General features: G+C 40.3%; 17 protein-coding genes. 8 read left to right on the top strand and 9 right to left on the bottom strand.

Going from position 1 to position 16,853, the window contains the following annotated elements:
- The first annotated feature begins 169 nt into the window (after positions 1 to 169).
- Positions 170 to 787 (top strand): NAD(P)-dependent oxidoreductase, encoded by a 618-nt coding sequence (locus NPA43_RS04780; protein ID WP_099728804.1) that lies wholly within the window; start codon positions 170 to 172, stop codon positions 785 to 787.
- 126 nt (positions 788 to 913) lie between these two features.
- On the opposite strand, the gene NPA43_RS04775 is transcribed toward NPA43_RS04780, so the two are convergent.
- Both NPA43_RS04775 and NPA43_RS04770 read right to left on the bottom strand, forming a co-directional pair.
- Positions 914 to 2,929 carry an ABC transporter ATP-binding protein gene (locus NPA43_RS04775; RefSeq protein ID WP_249705403.1) on the bottom strand — a complete coding sequence of 672 codons (2,016 nt, stop codon included), beginning with the start codon at positions 2,927 to 2,929 and terminating at the stop codon, positions 914 to 916.
- Positions 2,926 to 4,683 (bottom strand): multidrug ABC transporter ATP-binding protein BmrC, encoded by a 1,758-nt coding sequence (locus tag NPA43_RS04770; RefSeq protein ID WP_230030971.1) that lies wholly within the window; start codon positions 4,681 to 4,683, stop codon positions 2,926 to 2,928. Before NPA43_RS04770 ends, NPA43_RS04775 begins: the two co-directional genes overlap by 4 nt.
- Before the next feature lie 558 nt (positions 4,684 to 5,241).
- Here NPA43_RS04770 and NPA43_RS04765 point away from each other — a divergent pair.
- The gene (locus tag NPA43_RS04765) at positions 5,242 to 5,748 is read left to right on the top strand and encodes a universal stress protein (RefSeq protein ID WP_230030972.1); all 507 of its coding nucleotides are present in this window, start codon (positions 5,242 to 5,244) and stop codon (positions 5,746 to 5,748) included.
- A 204-nt stretch (positions 5,749 to 5,952) separates the two neighbouring features.
- Here NPA43_RS04765 and dat read toward each other — a convergent pair whose 3' ends face one another.
- Positions 5,953 to 6,810 carry a D-amino-acid transaminase gene (gene dat / locus NPA43_RS04760; protein WP_230030973.1) on the bottom strand — a complete coding sequence of 286 codons (858 nt, stop codon included), beginning with the start codon at positions 6,808 to 6,810 and terminating at the stop codon, positions 5,953 to 5,955.
- A 296-nt stretch (positions 6,811 to 7,106) separates the two neighbouring features.
- Here dat and NPA43_RS04755 point away from each other — a divergent pair, with 296 nt between their 5' ends.
- Positions 7,107 to 7,961: a polysaccharide deacetylase family protein gene (locus NPA43_RS04755; protein WP_099728809.1), complete on the top strand. Its 855-nt coding sequence runs from the start codon at positions 7,107 to 7,109 to the stop codon at positions 7,959 to 7,961.
- Positions 7,962 to 8,000: 39 nt separating this feature from the next.
- Here NPA43_RS04755 and NPA43_RS04750 read toward each other — a convergent pair whose 3' ends face one another.
- The 3 genes from NPA43_RS04750 to NPA43_RS04740 all read right to left on the bottom strand — a co-directional run bounded on the left by NPA43_RS04750 (position 8,001) and on the right by NPA43_RS04740 (position 10,116).
- On the bottom strand, positions 8,001 to 8,732 hold the full coding sequence (locus NPA43_RS04750; RefSeq protein WP_370461123.1) for an NAD-dependent protein deacylase: 732 nt from the start codon (positions 8,730 to 8,732) through the stop codon (positions 8,001 to 8,003).
- Between the two features lie 29 nt (positions 8,733 to 8,761).
- Positions 8,762 to 9,850: a mechanosensitive ion channel family protein gene (locus tag NPA43_RS04745; protein ID WP_099728811.1), complete on the bottom strand. Its 1,089-nt coding sequence runs from the start codon at positions 9,848 to 9,850 to the stop codon at positions 8,762 to 8,764.
- 164 nt (positions 9,851 to 10,014) lie between these two features.
- On the bottom strand, positions 10,015 to 10,116 hold the full coding sequence (locus NPA43_RS04740) for a YhdX family protein (RefSeq protein WP_008359843.1): 102 nt from the start codon (positions 10,114 to 10,116) through the stop codon (positions 10,015 to 10,017).
- 306 nt (positions 10,117 to 10,422) lie between these two features.
- On the opposite strand from NPA43_RS04740, the gene NPA43_RS04735 reads away from it, so the two are divergent.
- From NPA43_RS04735 to crcB (NPA43_RS04725), 3 genes are read left to right on the top strand one after another with little or no spacing between them, the layout of a single operon-like run.
- Positions 10,423 to 11,139, top strand: coding sequence for a glycerophosphodiester phosphodiesterase (locus NPA43_RS04735; protein WP_099728812.1), 717 nt, complete (start codon positions 10,423 to 10,425; stop codon positions 11,137 to 11,139).
- 4 nt (positions 11,140 to 11,143) lie between these two features.
- A complete protein-coding gene (crcB, locus tag NPA43_RS04730; protein WP_099728813.1) occupies positions 11,144 to 11,539 on the top strand; it encodes a fluoride efflux transporter CrcB in 396 nt (131 codons plus the stop codon).
- Positions 11,540 to 11,905, top strand: a complete 366-nt coding sequence (gene crcB / locus NPA43_RS04725) for a fluoride efflux transporter CrcB (RefSeq protein ID WP_099728814.1) — start codon at positions 11,540 to 11,542, stop codon at positions 11,903 to 11,905.
- On the opposite strand, the gene NPA43_RS04720 is transcribed toward crcB (NPA43_RS04725), so the two are convergent.
- Positions 11,902 to 12,294 (bottom strand): transcriptional regulator, encoded by a 393-nt coding sequence (locus NPA43_RS04720; protein WP_099728815.1) that lies wholly within the window; start codon positions 12,292 to 12,294, stop codon positions 11,902 to 11,904. The genes crcB (NPA43_RS04725) and NPA43_RS04720 overlap by 4 nt on opposite strands.
- An 88-nt stretch (positions 12,295 to 12,382) precedes the next feature.
- Positions 12,383 to 13,765 (bottom strand): hemolysin family protein, encoded by a 1,383-nt coding sequence (locus NPA43_RS04715; RefSeq protein WP_099728816.1) that lies wholly within the window; start codon positions 13,763 to 13,765, stop codon positions 12,383 to 12,385.
- Positions 13,766 to 14,109: 344 nt separating this feature from the next.
- Between NPA43_RS04715 and NPA43_RS04710 the strand changes: the two genes are divergently transcribed.
- On the top strand, positions 14,110 to 14,550 hold the full coding sequence (locus NPA43_RS04710) for a MerR family transcriptional regulator (RefSeq protein WP_099728817.1): 441 nt from the start codon (positions 14,110 to 14,112) through the stop codon (positions 14,548 to 14,550).
- A gap of 58 nt (positions 14,551 to 14,608) precedes the next feature.
- A complete protein-coding gene (locus NPA43_RS04705) occupies positions 14,609 to 15,940 on the top strand; it encodes a hemolysin family protein (RefSeq protein WP_230030977.1) in 1,332 nt (443 codons plus the stop codon).
- A gap of 39 nt (positions 15,941 to 15,979) precedes the next feature.
- Here NPA43_RS04705 and NPA43_RS04700 read toward each other — a convergent pair whose 3' ends face one another.
- On the bottom strand, positions 15,980 to 16,582 hold the full coding sequence (locus NPA43_RS04700) for a lysophospholipid acyltransferase family protein (RefSeq protein ID WP_099728819.1): 603 nt from the start codon (positions 16,580 to 16,582) through the stop codon (positions 15,980 to 15,982).
- Between the last annotated feature and the right edge of the window lie 271 nt (positions 16,583 to 16,853).

Here is a 16,853-nt window from a genome sequence, read left to right as displayed (position 1 = left end):
ACATTATTTCCGGTATGAACTTTGAACTTCTACAATTTGTAGGTATTTCTCTATTATGTGAATATGCTCATAGTATTCGGTCCTTTCACCTTTATAAAAAAAGCATGACATAAAATTGTACCATTTTGTGTTCTTTTCACTTATAGTATGTAGTGGAGGGATCGAACAGATGAAAATAGCTCTTTTCGGTGCTCATGGACGTGTAGGACAAGCATTTCTTCGTTTCGTTCAAGTAGATGATCGTTACTTGGTTCGTTCATTGATTCGGACAAACCGGGAAGGAATGCTTGCGGGTATGTTTCAAGTCACCGGCAATTCAAGAAATCAAGAAGATGTGCTTGAGACGATCAAAGGATCAGATATTGTTGTGAGCTGTCTATCAACAGATGGTGATGATACATTATCTGTTTCAATGGCACATATCGTACAAGCCATGAAGCAAACAAATACATCAAGAATTATTACGATTGGCACGGCGGGGATCTTAAAAGCAAGGCAGCAGCCGGAGCTTTACCGCTTTGAAACAAGTGAATCAAGGCGAACCACTTCCCGAGCAGCTAAAGAGCATGCCAAGGCGTATGAAATCCTACAATCAACTGAACTAGATTGGACCATTATTTGTCCAACCTATTTACCAGATGGAGAAGTGACACGGTCATATCGCTATGAAAAAGATTTTCTCCCTATAGACGGAAAGAAAATTTCAGTTGAAGATACCGCCCACTTTTTATATCAACAGTTAAATTCGAAGGAATTTATGCATCAGCGAGTCGGCATCGCTTATTGATCATGTAGCCCGTGCAAACCATATACAACCGGTAAAAAGTCGAGGTAATGAGAAATAAATCCTCGAATCATAAGAGCCCCTTTCGCATGAAAGAGGCTCTTTTTCTACTTCCTTCGGCTATTCATTTTAGCTGCTTGCAAGAGCACCTTTTTGCAGTTCGTACATTTGCGCATACAGCCCACCTTGCTCCATGAGTTGTTCATGGCTGCCTCGCTCGACAATTTCACCTTTTTCTAACACCAAAATCATATCGGCTTTCTTAATGGTGGATAATCGGTGAGCAATAACAAAGGTGGTTCGTCCTTCTTTGACTACATCAAGCGCCCGCTGAATGATGGCCTCTGTTTCTGTATCGATGTTGGCGGTTGCTTCATCTAAAATTAAGATCGCTGGATCGTACGCCAGTGCGCGGGCAAATGAAATCAACTGACGTTCCCCTGAAGAGAGGGTACTTCCCTTTTCAACCACTGGTTCATCAAAGCCTTGTGGAAGGTGCCTCAATAACTCTGCTGCGCCTACTTGCTTTAATGAGGATTCAATGGTTTCTCTTTTGATGTCTTCGTTCCCTAAGCTGACATTGGATGCAATCGTTCCAGAAAATAAATAAGGATCTTGCAGAACAATGCCCATTTGTTTACGCAAAGTTTGGCGCGACTGATGATAAATACTTTCTCCATCAATGAGAATATCTCCCTGTTGGATGTCATAAAAACGGAGCAGCAAGTTCATGATCGAGCTTTTTCCTGAACCTGTATGCCCCACAAGTGCAACTGTTTGGCCCTTTTTTGCTTCAAACGTAATGTTCTTTAGTACGTTATTCCCTTCATTATAAGCGAAGGTTACATCTTGAAACTGAACGTACCCCTCCATTTTCTTCTGATCAGGTTCTTCCACTTTTGTTCCTGGCTCATCTAATAATCGGAAGACCCTTTCCGATGAAACCCTTGCTAATTCCAATCTAGAAAATTGGTTCACAATGCCTGTAATCGGCTGAAACAATCGATTTAAATAATCGACAAATGCATAGAGTACGCCAATGGACACAATGCCAGACGCACCTAATGACGCGCCGCCAAAGTACCAAATGAGCGCAACATACGCTAAATTACGCAGCAGGTTCACCAAGTTATGTGAAAGGAGTGAATTTAAATGAAGCATTTTTCGCTGATATCGAAAGTGATTGTTATTCAGCTCATCGAATTCTTCTTTCGTCGCTTTTTCATGGCGAAATGCTTGAATAATCGTCATCCCTTGAATTGCTTCATTTAGTTTTGCATTGATTTCACTGATAATAGAACGAATGCGGTGATTGTATACTGATGCAAATTTCCGGTAAGTCATTGACCATAGGAAAATAATCGGTACAGCTACCAAACAAATGAGTGCCAGCTTCACATTTAATAAAAACATGGCGATATAAATTCCAATCATGTAAATGGCACTGGTCACGAAATTAGCGAGGACAGTTACATATAAATCACGGATGGTTTCCGTGTCATTCGTGATCCGTGCTACTACTTTTCCAGCCGGTAAATTATCAAAATACTGAATGGGCAACGTTTGAATATGCTTAAATATGTCTACCCTCATTTTTTGGATAATACGATTTGCAATCCGCTGGAGCAAATAATGCTGCCCATACTGAAAGAAGATCGCAATGACGAGCAGCCCTAGATAAAATAGAACAAGCTGTATCAAACCACTAATTTCAGGCTGATAAAAAGCGAATATTTCCTCTTTTGATAAACGCTGTACATCATAGGTTTTGCGCTCGTTCCCATTTTCAATGGTAAGCTGATTTCCCGATATCGTCCGGTTTCCATCAAAACGAATCGGCTCATTCACAAAGTAGTAACCGAACCCGACTTGCACCACATTGATTTGCTTTCCAGCTTCATTTTCATTCTTTAATCGATCACTTCGTATATAGTTATTTCCTTGGTAATAAACCGTTTCATCTGTTTTTTCATTTACCTCGACATACTGTTTTTCGACACCTAAAATATGATCATCAATCATTTTCTTCCCAATAAATGGTCCTGTCAGCTCAGCACCCACGGCAATGATCAGAAAGATCAAGGCAATAGACAGTACTTTCTTATATAGGAGTGCATAGGCAAGGAGTCTTCTTCCTGTTGTCATGCCTCATCCCCTCCTTCCAGCTGATTTGTCAGCTGCTGACGCAGAAATTGTTCTTTGTACCATCCATCTTGCTGAATGAGCTCTTGGTGAGTTCCCTTTTGGACGATGCGTCCCTCTTCCATGACAAGAATGAGATCAGCATGCTCAACAGCTGATAGACGATGTGTCGTAATAAACGTCGTTTTTCCATGACGGTTTTGTCTTAAATTTTCTAAAATAGCGGTTTCTGTTTTCGCATCAACCGCAGATAGAGAGTCATCCAAAATCAAAATGTCGGGATCAATTAATAAAGCACGTGCGATGGAAATTCGCTGCTTTTGACCGCCTGACAGCGCCACGCCTTTTTCCCCAACCATTGTTTCGAGGCCTTCTGGCAACAGTCGTAAATCCTTTTCAAAGTAAGCGTCTTTGATGGCTTGTGCTAATTCATTTTGTTTCGCTTCCATATGACCAAAGCGCATATTCTCTTCTACACTTTTTGAGAAAAGGATATGATCCTGAGGTACATAACCGATCCATTGAAATAGCTGATCCAATTCAGTGTCTTGGATCGGAACACCTGATAAGCGTATTTGTCCATCACCTGGCGGGTACTGCCGCAGGAGCTGTTTCACAATTGTTGTCTTGCCGCTTCCTGTTTTCCCTGTAATGCCAATCGTTTGCCCTTTTCGGACAGTAAAGGACACATCGACTAAATTATCTTTAGACGAAGTTGGATATCTGAACGTCACATGATCAAATTGAATATCGCCAGGCTCTTGTAATGCTTTTGGCTGAGCTGTGTCTGTTACATCCGGCTTATAGCTGAGGGTATGATTCAACCGATCTAACGACGCATTTCCTCTTTGCATGATATTAATCAACTCACCGATCGCAAACATTGGCCAGATCATCATCCCAAGATAGACGTTAAATGCAACAAGTTCACCAATCGTTAAATCACTTTGAAACACAAGATATGCTCCATAGCCAATTCCGATTAAGTAACTGATGCCCACAAGCAATTTCACTGTCGGCTCAAACAATGAATCAATGATCGCCACTCGCATGTTTTTTTGGAATACATCATCTGTCATTTGGCGAAAGCGTTCGACATCTTGTTTCTCCTGTACAAAAGACCGGATGACCCGAACGCCGGCCACTGATTCCAGTACACGATCGTTCATATCACCAAATGCATCTTGAGCGACTGTAAAGCGCGCATGAATCTTGCTGCCATAAAACGCAATCAAGATCGCCATCAGCGGCATGGGAATAATCGCCATTAAGGTTAATTTCCAGCTAATCGTCAGCCCCATCGTAAAAAAGATCATCAGCATATAAGCAGTGGAATCAACCAATGTCAGAACACCAAAGCCTGTCGTTAAGGCAACAGCATTCAAATCGTTTGTACCTAAGGCCATTAAGTTGCCGGTTTTTTTCTTTTCATAAAAGGTTGGTGTCATCTTAAGTAAGTGACGCATTAATTTTCCGCGCATCACACGCTCCATGACATTCGCGCCGCCAAATAACTGATACATCCAAAAATATGTCAGCGTATAGACGAAGACACCAAGTAAACAAAAAATAGTCACATAAAACACAATACTAGATGTGGTAAATTGACCAGAACGAATGTCATCAACTGCCTGCCCAAGATACCTTGGCGGCAGCATTTCAAGCACATTCACAATGAGCAGCAGCGTAATGGCGATCGTATATCGCCTCCACTCTTGTTTAAAGAACCAGCCTAATTTTGCAAATACTGAAAACATGTTCGTCTCTCCTTTTAAAGCTAGCCGCTTTCTATATTTTCCTGGCTGTCACCTTGTTTCGTTTTTTGAGCTTTTGTCATTTGTCTTGCTTTTGGCATGTTCACATGCTTTCACTCCTCTTCATTTAATTGTTGATATTCATACTTTTATTTCGGGAAACGAAATGAATACAACAAAAAAAGAGGCAACCAGCTGACTGGTACGCCTCTTTTATACATGATAAAAAGGCGCATGTTGACAAATACGCAACATACGCCTTGATTCATCCGATCAATTGGAACATAATGGTTCCTTTTCAATGACCAATGAAGGTGTATTTGTCACGTGAATCAACCCATTCATGCAGTTTGATTTCATTCTTCCACTGTTGCACATGACATTTCCTCCTTTTGGCTCTTGAATCTTTTTTTATCTTATAGTGGCTGTCACCATTTTGTCAATAAATATTTTTCAATAAATGAAATTTTCTAACAAAAATACAATCGCCTTTATGTGTATCTTTTTATGATAACGGGTATACCATGAGTGTAAAGACTCCTTTTGAAAGGAATGAGGACATTGTTTCAAGCTGATCGGATGGTCGTTGCGTTTGATGGACATGAAGACAGTAAGAAAGCATTAAAGAAGGCAATCGCTTTATCCAAAACCTTGCATGCCAAGCTGACCGTTGCCTATGCACATGATGGCAAATCAAGCAGACAGGTGTTTGATGCACCACGCCCAATGACTGGCGGGGCTTATATCGGGGGCGGCATGGCAGACCTTCAAACACCCCCTGTGTATGTACCTCATGCCGAACAGCAAAGTCCCTTGATCTTTGAAGACCATACAGAAGAGGTCGTTACGGAAGCGAGGATGCTTTTAAATGAGGAGCAGTTTGAAGCTGCCATTGAAATTGTTGAGGGGGAGCCCGCAGAAGCCATTATCGAATATGCTGAAGAGATATCAGCAGACCTCATCGTCATGGGAGCACGTGACCAAAGCAGATTAAAAAAAATGCTATTTGGCAGTGTGAGCGAAAAGTTATCATCAAATTCAGATATACCTGTGCTTATTGTGAAATAAATCAGATTGTTGACAAAGGGCTAAAATGATCTTGATTTTAGCCCTTTGTCTTCTTTCAGCGTGATAGAAAAGCTTTGCAGTTTAGGAAGGACGAAGAGCGGAGCGAATTTGACATTCGTGAGCACCGGCACGCAGGACTGACACAGAATGCGAGGGTTTGTCTACACGCTGAAGGCTGTAAACGTTGGTTTACAGCCTTTTTCTTTATGAAGAAATGGATGCTTCACTTTCATGTTTAATTTTTTTCTGGAAACCTTCCTGTACACGCTTCGTGATCTCTCCTGGAACGCCTTCCCCTACTCGCTGACCATCTATCTCAACAATTGGAATGACTTCAGCAGTCGTCGAACTGATGAAAATTTCCTGCGCGCGCAGTAGCTCTTCTTTGCTTATACGGGTTTCTTCGACACTGCATCCTTCTTCCTCACATATCTCAAGCAGCTTTCTACGGGTAATGCCGTTTAAAATGAGATTGTTTGCTGGGTGAGTACGAATTACGCCATCAATGACGGCATATACATTCGAGGAGGTTCCCTCGGTCACAAAACCGTCTCTGATGAGAATCGCTTCAAACGCACCGGCTTCAGACGCTTTCTGCTTCTCCATGACGTTATATAACAGGTTTAAACTTTTAATATCACACCTTAACCAGCGAAGATCCTCAGATAATAAGGCCTTTGCACCAGCTGCCTGCTCTTGAACAGGTTTTTTCACATGGAACGTATATGCCGTGATTTGAGGAGTGAGAGAATCACCATATTGATGTTTACGAGGTGCGACACCCCGAGTGACTTGAATATACACACCGCCATCTGTTAATTGATTGTGAGCGACTAACTGTTTTAGTTTTTCTTCCATATCTGATACTGTACCTTGCAGATGAATGCCGATTTCTTTTGCACTCTTGAACAAACGCTCTGTATGCTCTTTTAATGTAAACAAAGTACCATTGTATACACGGATGACCTCATAGACTCCGTCGCCAAATTGATACCCTCTGTCCTCAATATCAACATGTGCATCTTTTTTTTCAATGAAATCTCCATTGTACAATATTTTCATATGGAATCTCCCCTTCGCTTTGCTTTAATGGTTGAGTCTGATGCTATCTTAGCGGATAAATGTAAACGTTTCAATGATTAATCAGAATTATTTCATACGAACATAAATCGATAACCTCCTATTGTAACAAATATAGATTCATAACCAAAAAGATTCCAATTTTTTAGCATCTTCTATATTCATAGGCTCTTTTTTCCTGTATACTTACTCCATATGAGCACGACAAAAAACAGCGGAAAAAGACAGAATCCACTACATGATTCGACACAAATTTTTGATTTATTGGAGCGATTGTAATGCAACGGGTTACGAAAAAACAGACACCTTCAAACACGATGCTGCTCTCAAAGGCGATTGGTTTAGTGATTCTATCACTGATCCTCTTTTTCATTTGGGATATGTCTAAAACCAATATGCAGGCAGCAGACCAGCCGGCTGAAATGTCTGCGAGCAGTCAATTCCGAGACACAAGCACAAGTCTGAAAGCAAAAGATGATTCTCCGAAAACACTAGATGCACATTTTAAGATCAATCCAAACAAACATGTAACGGATCAAACGATCTTTTTAACCTTTGATGATGGTCCTACTGCTACATCAAATCAGCTGTTAGATGTGCTAAAAGCGCATCAAGTGAAGGCTACATTCTTTATGCTTGGGCCCCAGATCAAAGAACACCCAGCAGCTGTTAAAAGGCTTCATCAAGAAGGTCATCAATTAGGGCTTCATGGCATCACGCATGATGTGAAACGCTTTTATCAAAAAAGTGATTCTCCAGTAAACGAGATGAAAGAAGATCAGCGCATTTTGGCTTCTGTCACAGGTGAGTATACACATCTTGTGAGAACACCTTATGGCAGTTCCCCCAATTTAACAGATCAGCAAAAAGCACGTTTAAAACAAAAAGGCTTTATATACTGGGATTGGACAATTGATAGCCTTGACTGGAAATATAAAAGCTCAAAATATGTACCAGAGGTATTGAATCAGCTGCAAGTGCTAGAGACAAAACACCCGAAAGAACCAAAAATCATATTAATGCATGATCAGCCAGCTACCGCAAAATACTTAAATAGTTTGATCACACAGCTAAAAGCAAAGGGCTATACATTTGAAGTCCTTGATGAAACAATGAAGCCGCTGCAGCAATAAAGAAAACCCGCACCTTTTGGATGCGGGTTTTTTGATGATTTATAGAGCTTTCACGAGATCGCCAATCCGTTCATGAAAGACAAGATCAAAAAGCGAATCGTATTCTGTTTCACTCAAATTCATCATCACCTTGAAGATGGAAGGATGATGGGCTGCATCTTCTGGAATATATCGTGCTGGCGCCACTTCTAGGGAAGTTCCCATAACCAGCAGCATGTCCGTTTGCTGAAGCGATCTCTCCACTTGATCAAAATGCTTCACCATATCTCCAAAAAGGACGACATCTGTTTTGAGCACACGTCCACACGTGCGGCCGCCTGAGGAGACCCTTTGACAAACCGGTACCTCTTCTTTTAATAAATAAGGCAGTTCATATGTCGTCCGGCAAGATGGACAAGTGGCTGTTTGAATGGAACCATGCAGTTCATAGACATGCTGGCTTCCCGCCCTTTTATGCAGGCCGTCAATATTTTGGGTAAAAATATCCACGTGCTTTCCTTGTTTCTCAAGGTTGGCTAAGAAATCATGTCCATCATTTGGTTCATACTCTCCACTCATTTTCATCTGAAACAATTCCTTAAATTTCGGCCAGAATTGATGAGGGTGTGATAAAAAATAGGACCGGCTCATCGCCTCCATGCGAGTGGTATCTTCTGTCCACAAGCCACCTGTTGATCTAAAATCAGGAATACCCGACTCTGTGCTCATACCAGCTCCTGAAAGGACTGTAATATGTGAGGCCTGCGTTAATCTCTCTTTTAGCGCTGCCACCTTTGTTTGATCCACTCACAATTCCTCCTTTATTCCCCCAGCTGTTTCTCACCCTTTTGTTTCATATAAATGGTCTGTCCAGGGAAAGCAAATTCTACACCTTCTTGATGGAAAATATCAATGATGCGATAGTTAATGTCTTGCTTCATATCGAGGTTTTCAGCCCAAGCCGTCGTGTTCGTGTAAAAGTTGAAAAATAAGCTCAAATAGCTGTCTGCCAGTACATCGAGATTCACCATGATCGTTTCCTTATGAACCCCATCATGCTCATGAAGCATTTGTTTAAGGCGTTTGATACACTTATCAATGTTTTCCTTTGGTGTATTGTAGGACACACGAACGGAGAACGTAATCTGACGTTTATTCATTCTCGTCCAGTTTGTGATTGGCTCCTTTGAAAGGGTGGAATTCGGCACTGTCACCACCGCTTCAGCAGGTGTTCTAAATTTTGTGCTTCGAAACGTAATGTCCTCTACAGTCCCAAGTACACTTGGTGTCTCTACAAAATCGCCCATCGTAAAAGGCTTCTCTGTAATAATGACAATCCCTCCAAAAAAGTTCGCCACTGTATCCTGCGCAGCGAGCGCAAAGGCTAGTCCACCTAGACCAAGTCCTGCCACAAGCCCGTTCACATCATAATTAAATTCTTGTGCAATGACACTAATACTTAATGCAATAATAATGAAACGAAGAACCTTTGATAAAAAAGGTGCTAAAATATCATCCATTTCTAATTCAAACTTCGAATTCACCTTTTGAAATAAGAATGAAGACGCAGCGGTTAAGTTACAAAGCCCCCATGTCAGCATCAATATAATAGAGGATCTATAAAATTTGATGATGACATCCATATGATGCTCAAAATATGGTGCCTGTCTTAATGCAAAATATAAACCAAGTGCCACAAAAAACAGTCTGGCAGGTTTTTCGAATGCCACAACAATTTGATTAATCACCTCGGTTTTAGACCGATTCGTCAGCCTAAAGAGAAGGTGAAATAAGTACTTCGTAAATACTTTCCGAAGCAATAAAAAAAGCAATAAAATACAAAGGCTAATGCCAATTTGGATCGCAATATCTACTGTAAAATATGTATCCATCCATTTTTGTGTAAACATATCTGTCTCTCTCCTTTAAAACAATCCTCTCTAGTTTATAATATAACCTTCGTTTGTGTCCTCTCTTAAATGTCTGACCTTAATATAAAAAGCCTCGGGACCTATCCCGAGGCATGATGTTCAATTATGAAATTTTGGCTTGAGACATAACGACGGGCAGCAAACTACTTTTTCTTCTGAGCCTGATCAAGGAGAGTCGCTTTAAACATTTCAGCATCGGTTTCGACCTTAATACGTTCTTCAACTCTAATTCTCCCTTTACCCAATCATCTCGCCTCCTTTTCATCATTATAAAACATCAGAATTTTCAGTCAACATGACGAAAGCACTAATATTTTGACGAATGCTGACGATTTGGACAAAATTGATCGAAGAAAAATTGATGTTATTCAGATTTACTCAATAAAAGCTTGGGATATTCCTACAACTTTTCATATTGATACAACATGCTTTCTCAGCACATGTTATTTCACTATTACATACAGCTCTCACCTCTCCATATAGTAAAGAAGGAAAACCGGCAAAGCATTTGATATGATAAGATCAGAACGAATGTCAGGGAGCTGGAGCATGTGTATATTATCGCGCATAGAGGGTCATCAAGCGCTGCCCCAGAAAATACAATCGCTGCGTTTGATTTAGCAGTTCAGCAGGGGGCAGATTATATTGAGTTAGACGTACAGCTGACATTGGATCAGCACGTAGCCGTGATCCATGATGATACCATTGATCGAACGACAGACGGAAGCGGCTTAGTGAAAAGTTATACACTTGATCAGCTGAAGAAGCTGGATGCAGGAAGCTGGTTTGATGAACGGTTTGCCAACGAACGAATCCCAACATTACAAGAAATTCTTGAAAGATACAGACAGCGCATCGGGATACTGATTGAGATCAAGCAACCAAAACGGCAGATTGGGATTGAAAAGGCAGTTGTCGACATCATCAACCGGTTTACCTATTCCCGTCATATCATGGTTCAATCTTTTGATGACAATGCACTCCAAAGAGTCAAAGCTTATGCACCTTCTCTTCGAACAGCTTTTATCATAAAACCTTCCGCCTTAAAACTGGCGAAAAGAAAATTAGCGGTGTACAGTTCCTTTGCGGATTGTCTTAATATGAAGAAAACGATGATCAACAGATGGTGGATAGACCGCATCCACTCATTCGGGATGGATGTATTTATATGGACAGTGAAAGATCAAAAAACAGCCAATCGGATAAAAAAATACCCCATTGATGGAGTGGTGACAGATCACCCACCATTTTTTCAAAAGGAGAAATGACTAAATGAAAGCTTATCTTGCCGTTTTTATCGGTGGACTGCTTGGCACACTTTGCAGATATGAACTAAGCCAAACCGTTGTCAGCCAAACATTCCCCTATGCAACGATGATCGAAAACATTTTGGGCAGTCTGTTTCTTGGTTTTGCGACAGGATACTTTCTATTTCAGAAGGGAAAAAAATATCTTGCTGCTTTGATCGGAACAGGATTTTGTGGTGGGTTTACGACAATGTCCACTTTTTCTAAAGAGACTGTTCTCCTATTACAGGCTGGACAGTTCAATTTGAGCATGATGTACATCCTGCTCTCCGTGATTGCCGGAGTGGCCGCTGCCTTATCTGGACTTATGATCGCTCAGCAGCTCTTTCATCAAAATGAGCAGCAGAAAGGAAGCAGATAAATGATTATTTTTTATACAGCTGTTGCCGGCGGACTTGGCAGTGCTCTTCGTTTTTTCATCAGCCAATCGATTCAGAAAACTCATTCCCATGCTCGTTTCCCATACAGTATCATTCTTATCAATTTATTAGGTGCTGCCGGTTTAGGTTTACTGACAGGTGCAGTGACTGCCAATCATCCGCTGCTTGTGATTATTGGAACCGGGTTTTTCGGCGGCTTTACAACATTCTCTACTTTTAGTGTAGAGTCTGCGACTATGCTGATGCAGCATCAAATAGGAAAGCTCACTGTCTATTTATTTGTGACGATCATCGGATCTTTATGTCTCTTTGCTGCGTTTTATCAAATAGGACAACACCTTTTTTAAATATTCGTGATGGCGGCTAAGCTAATGAGCAGCTGATCCATTAACTGGCGCTTCATTAAAAAAAGTGTTTTTTCACTATAGCCGATTTCGATTGCACATTTTGCCATCCGCCAATCTCTAAAATATTTGTAATCAATCAGCTGCTGCTCTATGTCATCCAATTCTTTTAGTGCTGTTTCAATACAAGCAACGATTAGTTCATACTGGTTTTTCTGTTCTTCTAACTTTTTTCGTGTCATGTGATCCTGATGAAGCGGATTTCTTTTTTCAAGCTGCCTTTCAATATTTAAGATTGCTGCCTGATAATTTTTGAAATTCTTCAAATGAAACTCAATTCGTTTCATTGAGGTTTTTTTCTCCGTGCTGCTTGCTGTTTCATACCAAAGCATGTCCATCCCCCTTAACGAACGTTTGTTCTTATTATATACGAACGTACATTCGTTAAAAAGAGACTAAATACCTAAAAAAACCTTGAGCTTATTTTTCGCTCAAGGTCATTTCGTTTACTAACAGCGGCTCTTTTATATCAAGCCCAGTGCGTGTGTTTCCTTTATCCGATGACGTGACGCCTTTCTTCAGGTCTATCTTTTTAATATAGCGTCCATCCATTTCCAGCACCTTTATCCGAATGTCATCAAGATAAATAGACTGTCCTTCTTGGATATCAATATTTTCTTTTAAGATTAACCCGCCTATTGTATCAATTTCTTCATCATGATAGGAAAGCTCGATCAAATCATGAATTTCATCTAATCTCACTTTGCCATCTAATACATAATGATGTTCGGCTCTTTTTTGAATGACCGGCTGCTCATCTTCATCAAATTCATCTCGAATGTCTCCGACAATCTCTTCTAAAATATCTTCCGTTGTAACAAGTCCAGACGTTCCGCCATATTCATCGGTTAACACCGCCATATGCATTCTATCGCGCTGCATCTTGACGAGTAGTTCCTGAATTGGAATCGTGTCAATCACTTCAATCACAGGATATATATAATCTTGAATCTTCAGTTGATCTTTTTCTTCCTGATACACAATATCTGCAAAGAGCTGCTTTTTGTTCAACATGCCAATGACATGGTCTTTATCCCCTGAAAATACTGGAAAGCGTGTATACTTTTCCTTTGTCATGATGGCCAGTATATCGTCTAATGGCATATCTTCTGGGATTGCGCAAATTTCTCTTCGGGGTATCATGATCTCTCTGGCAATTCGATTATCGAAATCGAAAATTTTGTTCATATAGTTATATTCTGATGAGTTGATTTCCCCATTTTTTAAGCTCTCAGATAATAAAATCTTCAATTCCTCTTCAGAATGGGAATGTTCTTTTTCAGAGCCCATATCGATGCCCATCATTTTGGTCAACACTCGGGCTGATCCGTTTAAAACATAAATGAAAGGGAACATGAGGATATAAAATGCATGCAGCGGGCCTGACAGCCAAAGCGTCATTTTTTCTGCCTTTTGAATGGCGAGCGTTTTTGGAGCAAGCTCACCTACGACTACATGCAAAAAAGTAATAATAGAGAACGCAAGTGTTGCTGAGATCAGGCTGATTGCTGAATCAGGAATGTTTGTCAAACCGAAACCTCGAACCAAAAGTTCTTTCACTGCCGGCTTACCGATCCACCCTAAACCGAGTGATGTCACTGTAATACCGAGCTGACAGGCTGACAAATATTCATCTAGCCTTGATGTCACCTTTTTCGCCATGATGGCCTTTTTGGACCCTTCGGCAACAAGCTGATTAATTCTGGAACTTCTCACCTTCACAATGGCAAACTCAGATGCAACAAAGAAAGCTGTTAAAGCAATCAAAACACCGACTATACTCAGATTAACAATATCGTCCATTTAACCTTGCTCTTTCTTAGAAGAACAAGGAGTCACCTCCTGATTGATGATGTTGTCTTTTGCAAAACGGTTAACTGATTAAATAAGACTACTTTGAGGGTCCCACTTAACCACCTCCGATTCACGTAAAATCCGCCTCTCTACATATCTACATATATATGAAACGGTATTCAATTTATTTTACCATAAAAAATCTGAAAATTCCTGTATCGTCATGTTATTTTTGACAGGACAATCTAGAACGAGGGAAATCCCCCTCTGTTTCTTCTTATTGGCAGGAAATATGAACAATTAACTTGTATTTCAGCATAGAATTATATTAAACTATTTTCATAAACTATAACGTGACGGTTAGGAGGAGATGTTCAGATGGGGCTGAGAAAAAGTATCGTATTGGTGAACTAGCACAGATTGCACAGGTGACGAAACGAACTGTAGATTATTATACAAATCTCGGATTGCTAGCGCCTGTTAGATCTTGCTCAAATTATCGTTATTACGATGAACATGCTTTAAAACGATTACAATTAATCGTTCTTTGCAAACAGCAGAGATTGGCTCTTTCTGACATCAAATCCAGATTAAATGAACAATTCCCTTCTCAAAAAGAGAATCATGATGAACTTGTCCATTTAACCTCTGATATCGATCAGATGAATGAGCATATGGACCGCATTTTGGCACGTTGTAAGCAGCTTCAACCAGAACAACGTGAAAAACTAAAAGAGCAGCTTACACCTGAAAAAATGACGGCTGTCCAATCATTTTTACTGCTGTTAAGTTAAAATTTTTACTAAACAGGAGGTGTTACCTTCGTTCTCAAAGTCAGAACGAAGGCCTTAATTGGACATAGTTAATTTACTCATAGTTGCTTTACTTATAGCTTTAACCGCATTTTTCGTTGCATCAGAGTTTGCGATCATTCGCTTAAGAAGCTCAAGAATTGATCAATTAATCGCAGAAGGTAATAAAACAGCAGTTGCTGTCAAGCATGTGACGACTCACCTTGATGAGTACTTATCTGCCTGTCAGCTTGGTATTACCATTACCGCCCTTGGAATAGGTTGGTTAGGGGAAGAAACGATTGCGCATATGCTTGCTCCACTGTTTGTAGAGCTGTCAATTCCTCAATCAGCTAGTCACATTGTCACTTTTATTATTGCGTTTAGTATTATGACGTTTTTACACGTTGTGGTTGGAGAGCTTGCACCGAAAACACTCGCCATTCAAAAGGCTGAGCAAGTATCCCTTCTTTTTGCTAGACCGCTGATGATCTTTTACAAGGTGATGTTCCCGTTCATTTGGGTATTAAATGGATCTGCTCGTCTATTAACGAAAGCGTTTGGTCTACAGCAAGTATCTGATCATGACATGGCGCACTCTGAAGAAGAATTGCGGATTATTTTATCAGAAAGCTATAAGAGCGGCGAAATTAACCAGTCTGAATTCAAATATGTGAACAAAATTTTTGAATTTGATGATCGTCTGGCGAAAGAAATTATGATTCCTCGTACCGAAGTTGTCAGCTTCCCTCACGATATTACCATTGAGGAAATGCTGAAGGTCACCAAGGTAGAGAAATATACACGTTATCCAATTGAAGATGGCGATAAAGACAACATGATCGGTGTTGTGAATATTAAAGAGGTTCTCACTGCGTGCATTAGCGGTGAATGTTCTACAAGTGATACGATCGAAAAATTTGTGAATCCGATTATTCATGTGATTGAAACGGTTCCTGTTCATGATTTACTGCTAAAAATGCAGCGTGAACGTGTACACATGGCAATCTTATCAGATGAATATGGCGGTACAGCAGGTCTTGTTACTGTTGAAGACATCCTTGAAGAAATCGTCGGTGAAATTCGTGATGAATTCGATATTGATGAAATCAACGAAGTGCGTAAGCTGGGAGAAGACCATTACATCTTTGATGGGAAAGTCCTTGTGGATCAAGTCAACCTACTGTTAGGTATTACACTTGATAATGAAGAAGTGGACACGATTGGCGGCTGGTTCCTCACGCAGAAGTATGAAGTAGAGAAAAATGACTCCATTCGTGAACAAGGCTATGAATTTATCATTAATGAAGTCGATGGACACCACGTGGTATACATCGAAGTCAAAAAGTTAAATGAACAACTATTAGAAGCAGCCGAAGAAGGCGCTTCGTAAGAAAAAACGACCCTTGCCCTAAGCAAGTGGTCGTTTTTTTTATGCCTTTTCCATTAATTGAGCTTCAAGTTCTTTTATTTTTGTATTTAATACTTCCGTCATAGCACCTAATCTTTCTTTTGGCGGCAGATGATCGAATTCAGACAGTTCAATCGGTTCCCCGATGATTAAGCGCATTTTCCCCTTTTTGAAAAGACTTTTCGCATTTGATGGTCCTTTGTACGCCGCTGGAACAATTGGCGCTTTGCCGAGCTGTGCAATGGTGACCGCCCCTCTTTTTAAAGGAACATCTTCTGTTGTACGTGTTCCACTTGGGAAAATGCCAACGATCTTTCCCTCTTTTAATAATTTAATGGGCGTTTTAATACTGCTTGGCCCAGGATTCTCTCGATCAACTGGAAAGGCATGAATTCTTTTTAAAAATCCACCGATCCATTTATTTGCAAACAATTCTTTTTTCGCCATGTAGTGGATCTCAAACGGAAGAATTCCTGCGCCTAGTGCAAGAACATCCACAAAACCCTCATGCGTACATGCAATGACAAAACCTCGATCCGTTGGCAGATTTTCTTTTTGATATACTTTGATTCCGCCTCGGAGAGCAAAAAATGCTTTGATGGTATAGCCTGAAAATTTATACATAGTGCACTTCCTTTGTTTGAAGAATGAAGGATTTGTTTCTATTATAACAAATTTTTTATTACCTGGTACTAAAAATTTTGTGATGCCGCTAAAATAAAAGCTGCTCACTAAAATCAGCTTTTCGTTTGAAATCCTTGCTCCTTCTGTATTCAGACATGCGGTTTTAGGAGAGAATAAAATAGGAATTGTCCAATTTTGTCGTTTTTCGAAGGTTTTTCCTGATTTGTTCTATTGAAAATGCTTTATAAATGAAGCAAATTTCGCTATGATA

It is taken from the genome of Bacillus pumilus, from assembly GCF_024498355.1.
GTDB classification, from domain to species: Bacteria; Bacillota; Bacilli; order Bacillales; family Bacillaceae; genus Bacillus; species Bacillus pumilus_P.
The sequence above is the reverse complement of the archived record's forward strand: the minus strand, read 5'-3'. Positions and strand labels throughout refer to the sequence as shown.

Excerpts from the sequence above, each read along its gene's own strand:
- NPA43_RS04780 (WP_099728804.1), top strand. The coding sequence starts at position 170 with ATGAAAATAGCTCTTTTCGGTGCTCATGGACGTGTAGGACAAGCATTT.
- NPA43_RS04775 (WP_249705403.1), bottom strand. The coding sequence starts at position 2,929 with ATGACAACAGGAAGAAGACTCCTTGCCTATGCACTCCTATATAAGAAA.
- NPA43_RS04770 (WP_230030971.1), bottom strand. The coding sequence starts at position 4,683 with ATGTTTTCAGTATTTGCAAAATTAGGCTGGTTCTTTAAACAAGAGTGG.
- dat (WP_230030973.1), bottom strand. The coding sequence starts at position 6,810 with ATGAAAATATTGTACAATGGAGATTTCATTGAAAAAAAAGATGCACAT.
- NPA43_RS04755 (WP_099728809.1), top strand. The coding sequence starts at position 7,107 with ATGCAACGGGTTACGAAAAAACAGACACCTTCAAACACGATGCTGCTC.
- NPA43_RS04745 (WP_099728811.1), bottom strand. The coding sequence starts at position 9,850 with ATGTTTACACAAAAATGGATGGATACATATTTTACAGTAGATATTGCG.
- crcB (WP_099728813.1), top strand. The coding sequence starts at position 11,144 with ATGAAAGCTTATCTTGCCGTTTTTATCGGTGGACTGCTTGGCACACTT.
- crcB (WP_099728814.1), top strand. The coding sequence starts at position 11,540 with ATGATTATTTTTTATACAGCTGTTGCCGGCGGACTTGGCAGTGCTCTT.
- NPA43_RS04720 (WP_099728815.1), bottom strand. The coding sequence starts at position 12,294 with ATGCTTTGGTATGAAACAGCAAGCAGCACGGAGAAAAAAACCTCAATG.
- NPA43_RS04715 (WP_099728816.1), bottom strand. The coding sequence starts at position 13,765 with ATGGACGATATTGTTAATCTGAGTATAGTCGGTGTTTTGATTGCTTTA.
- NPA43_RS04700 (WP_099728819.1), bottom strand. The coding sequence starts at position 16,582 with ATGTATAAATTTTCAGGCTATACCATCAAAGCATTTTTTGCTCTCCGA.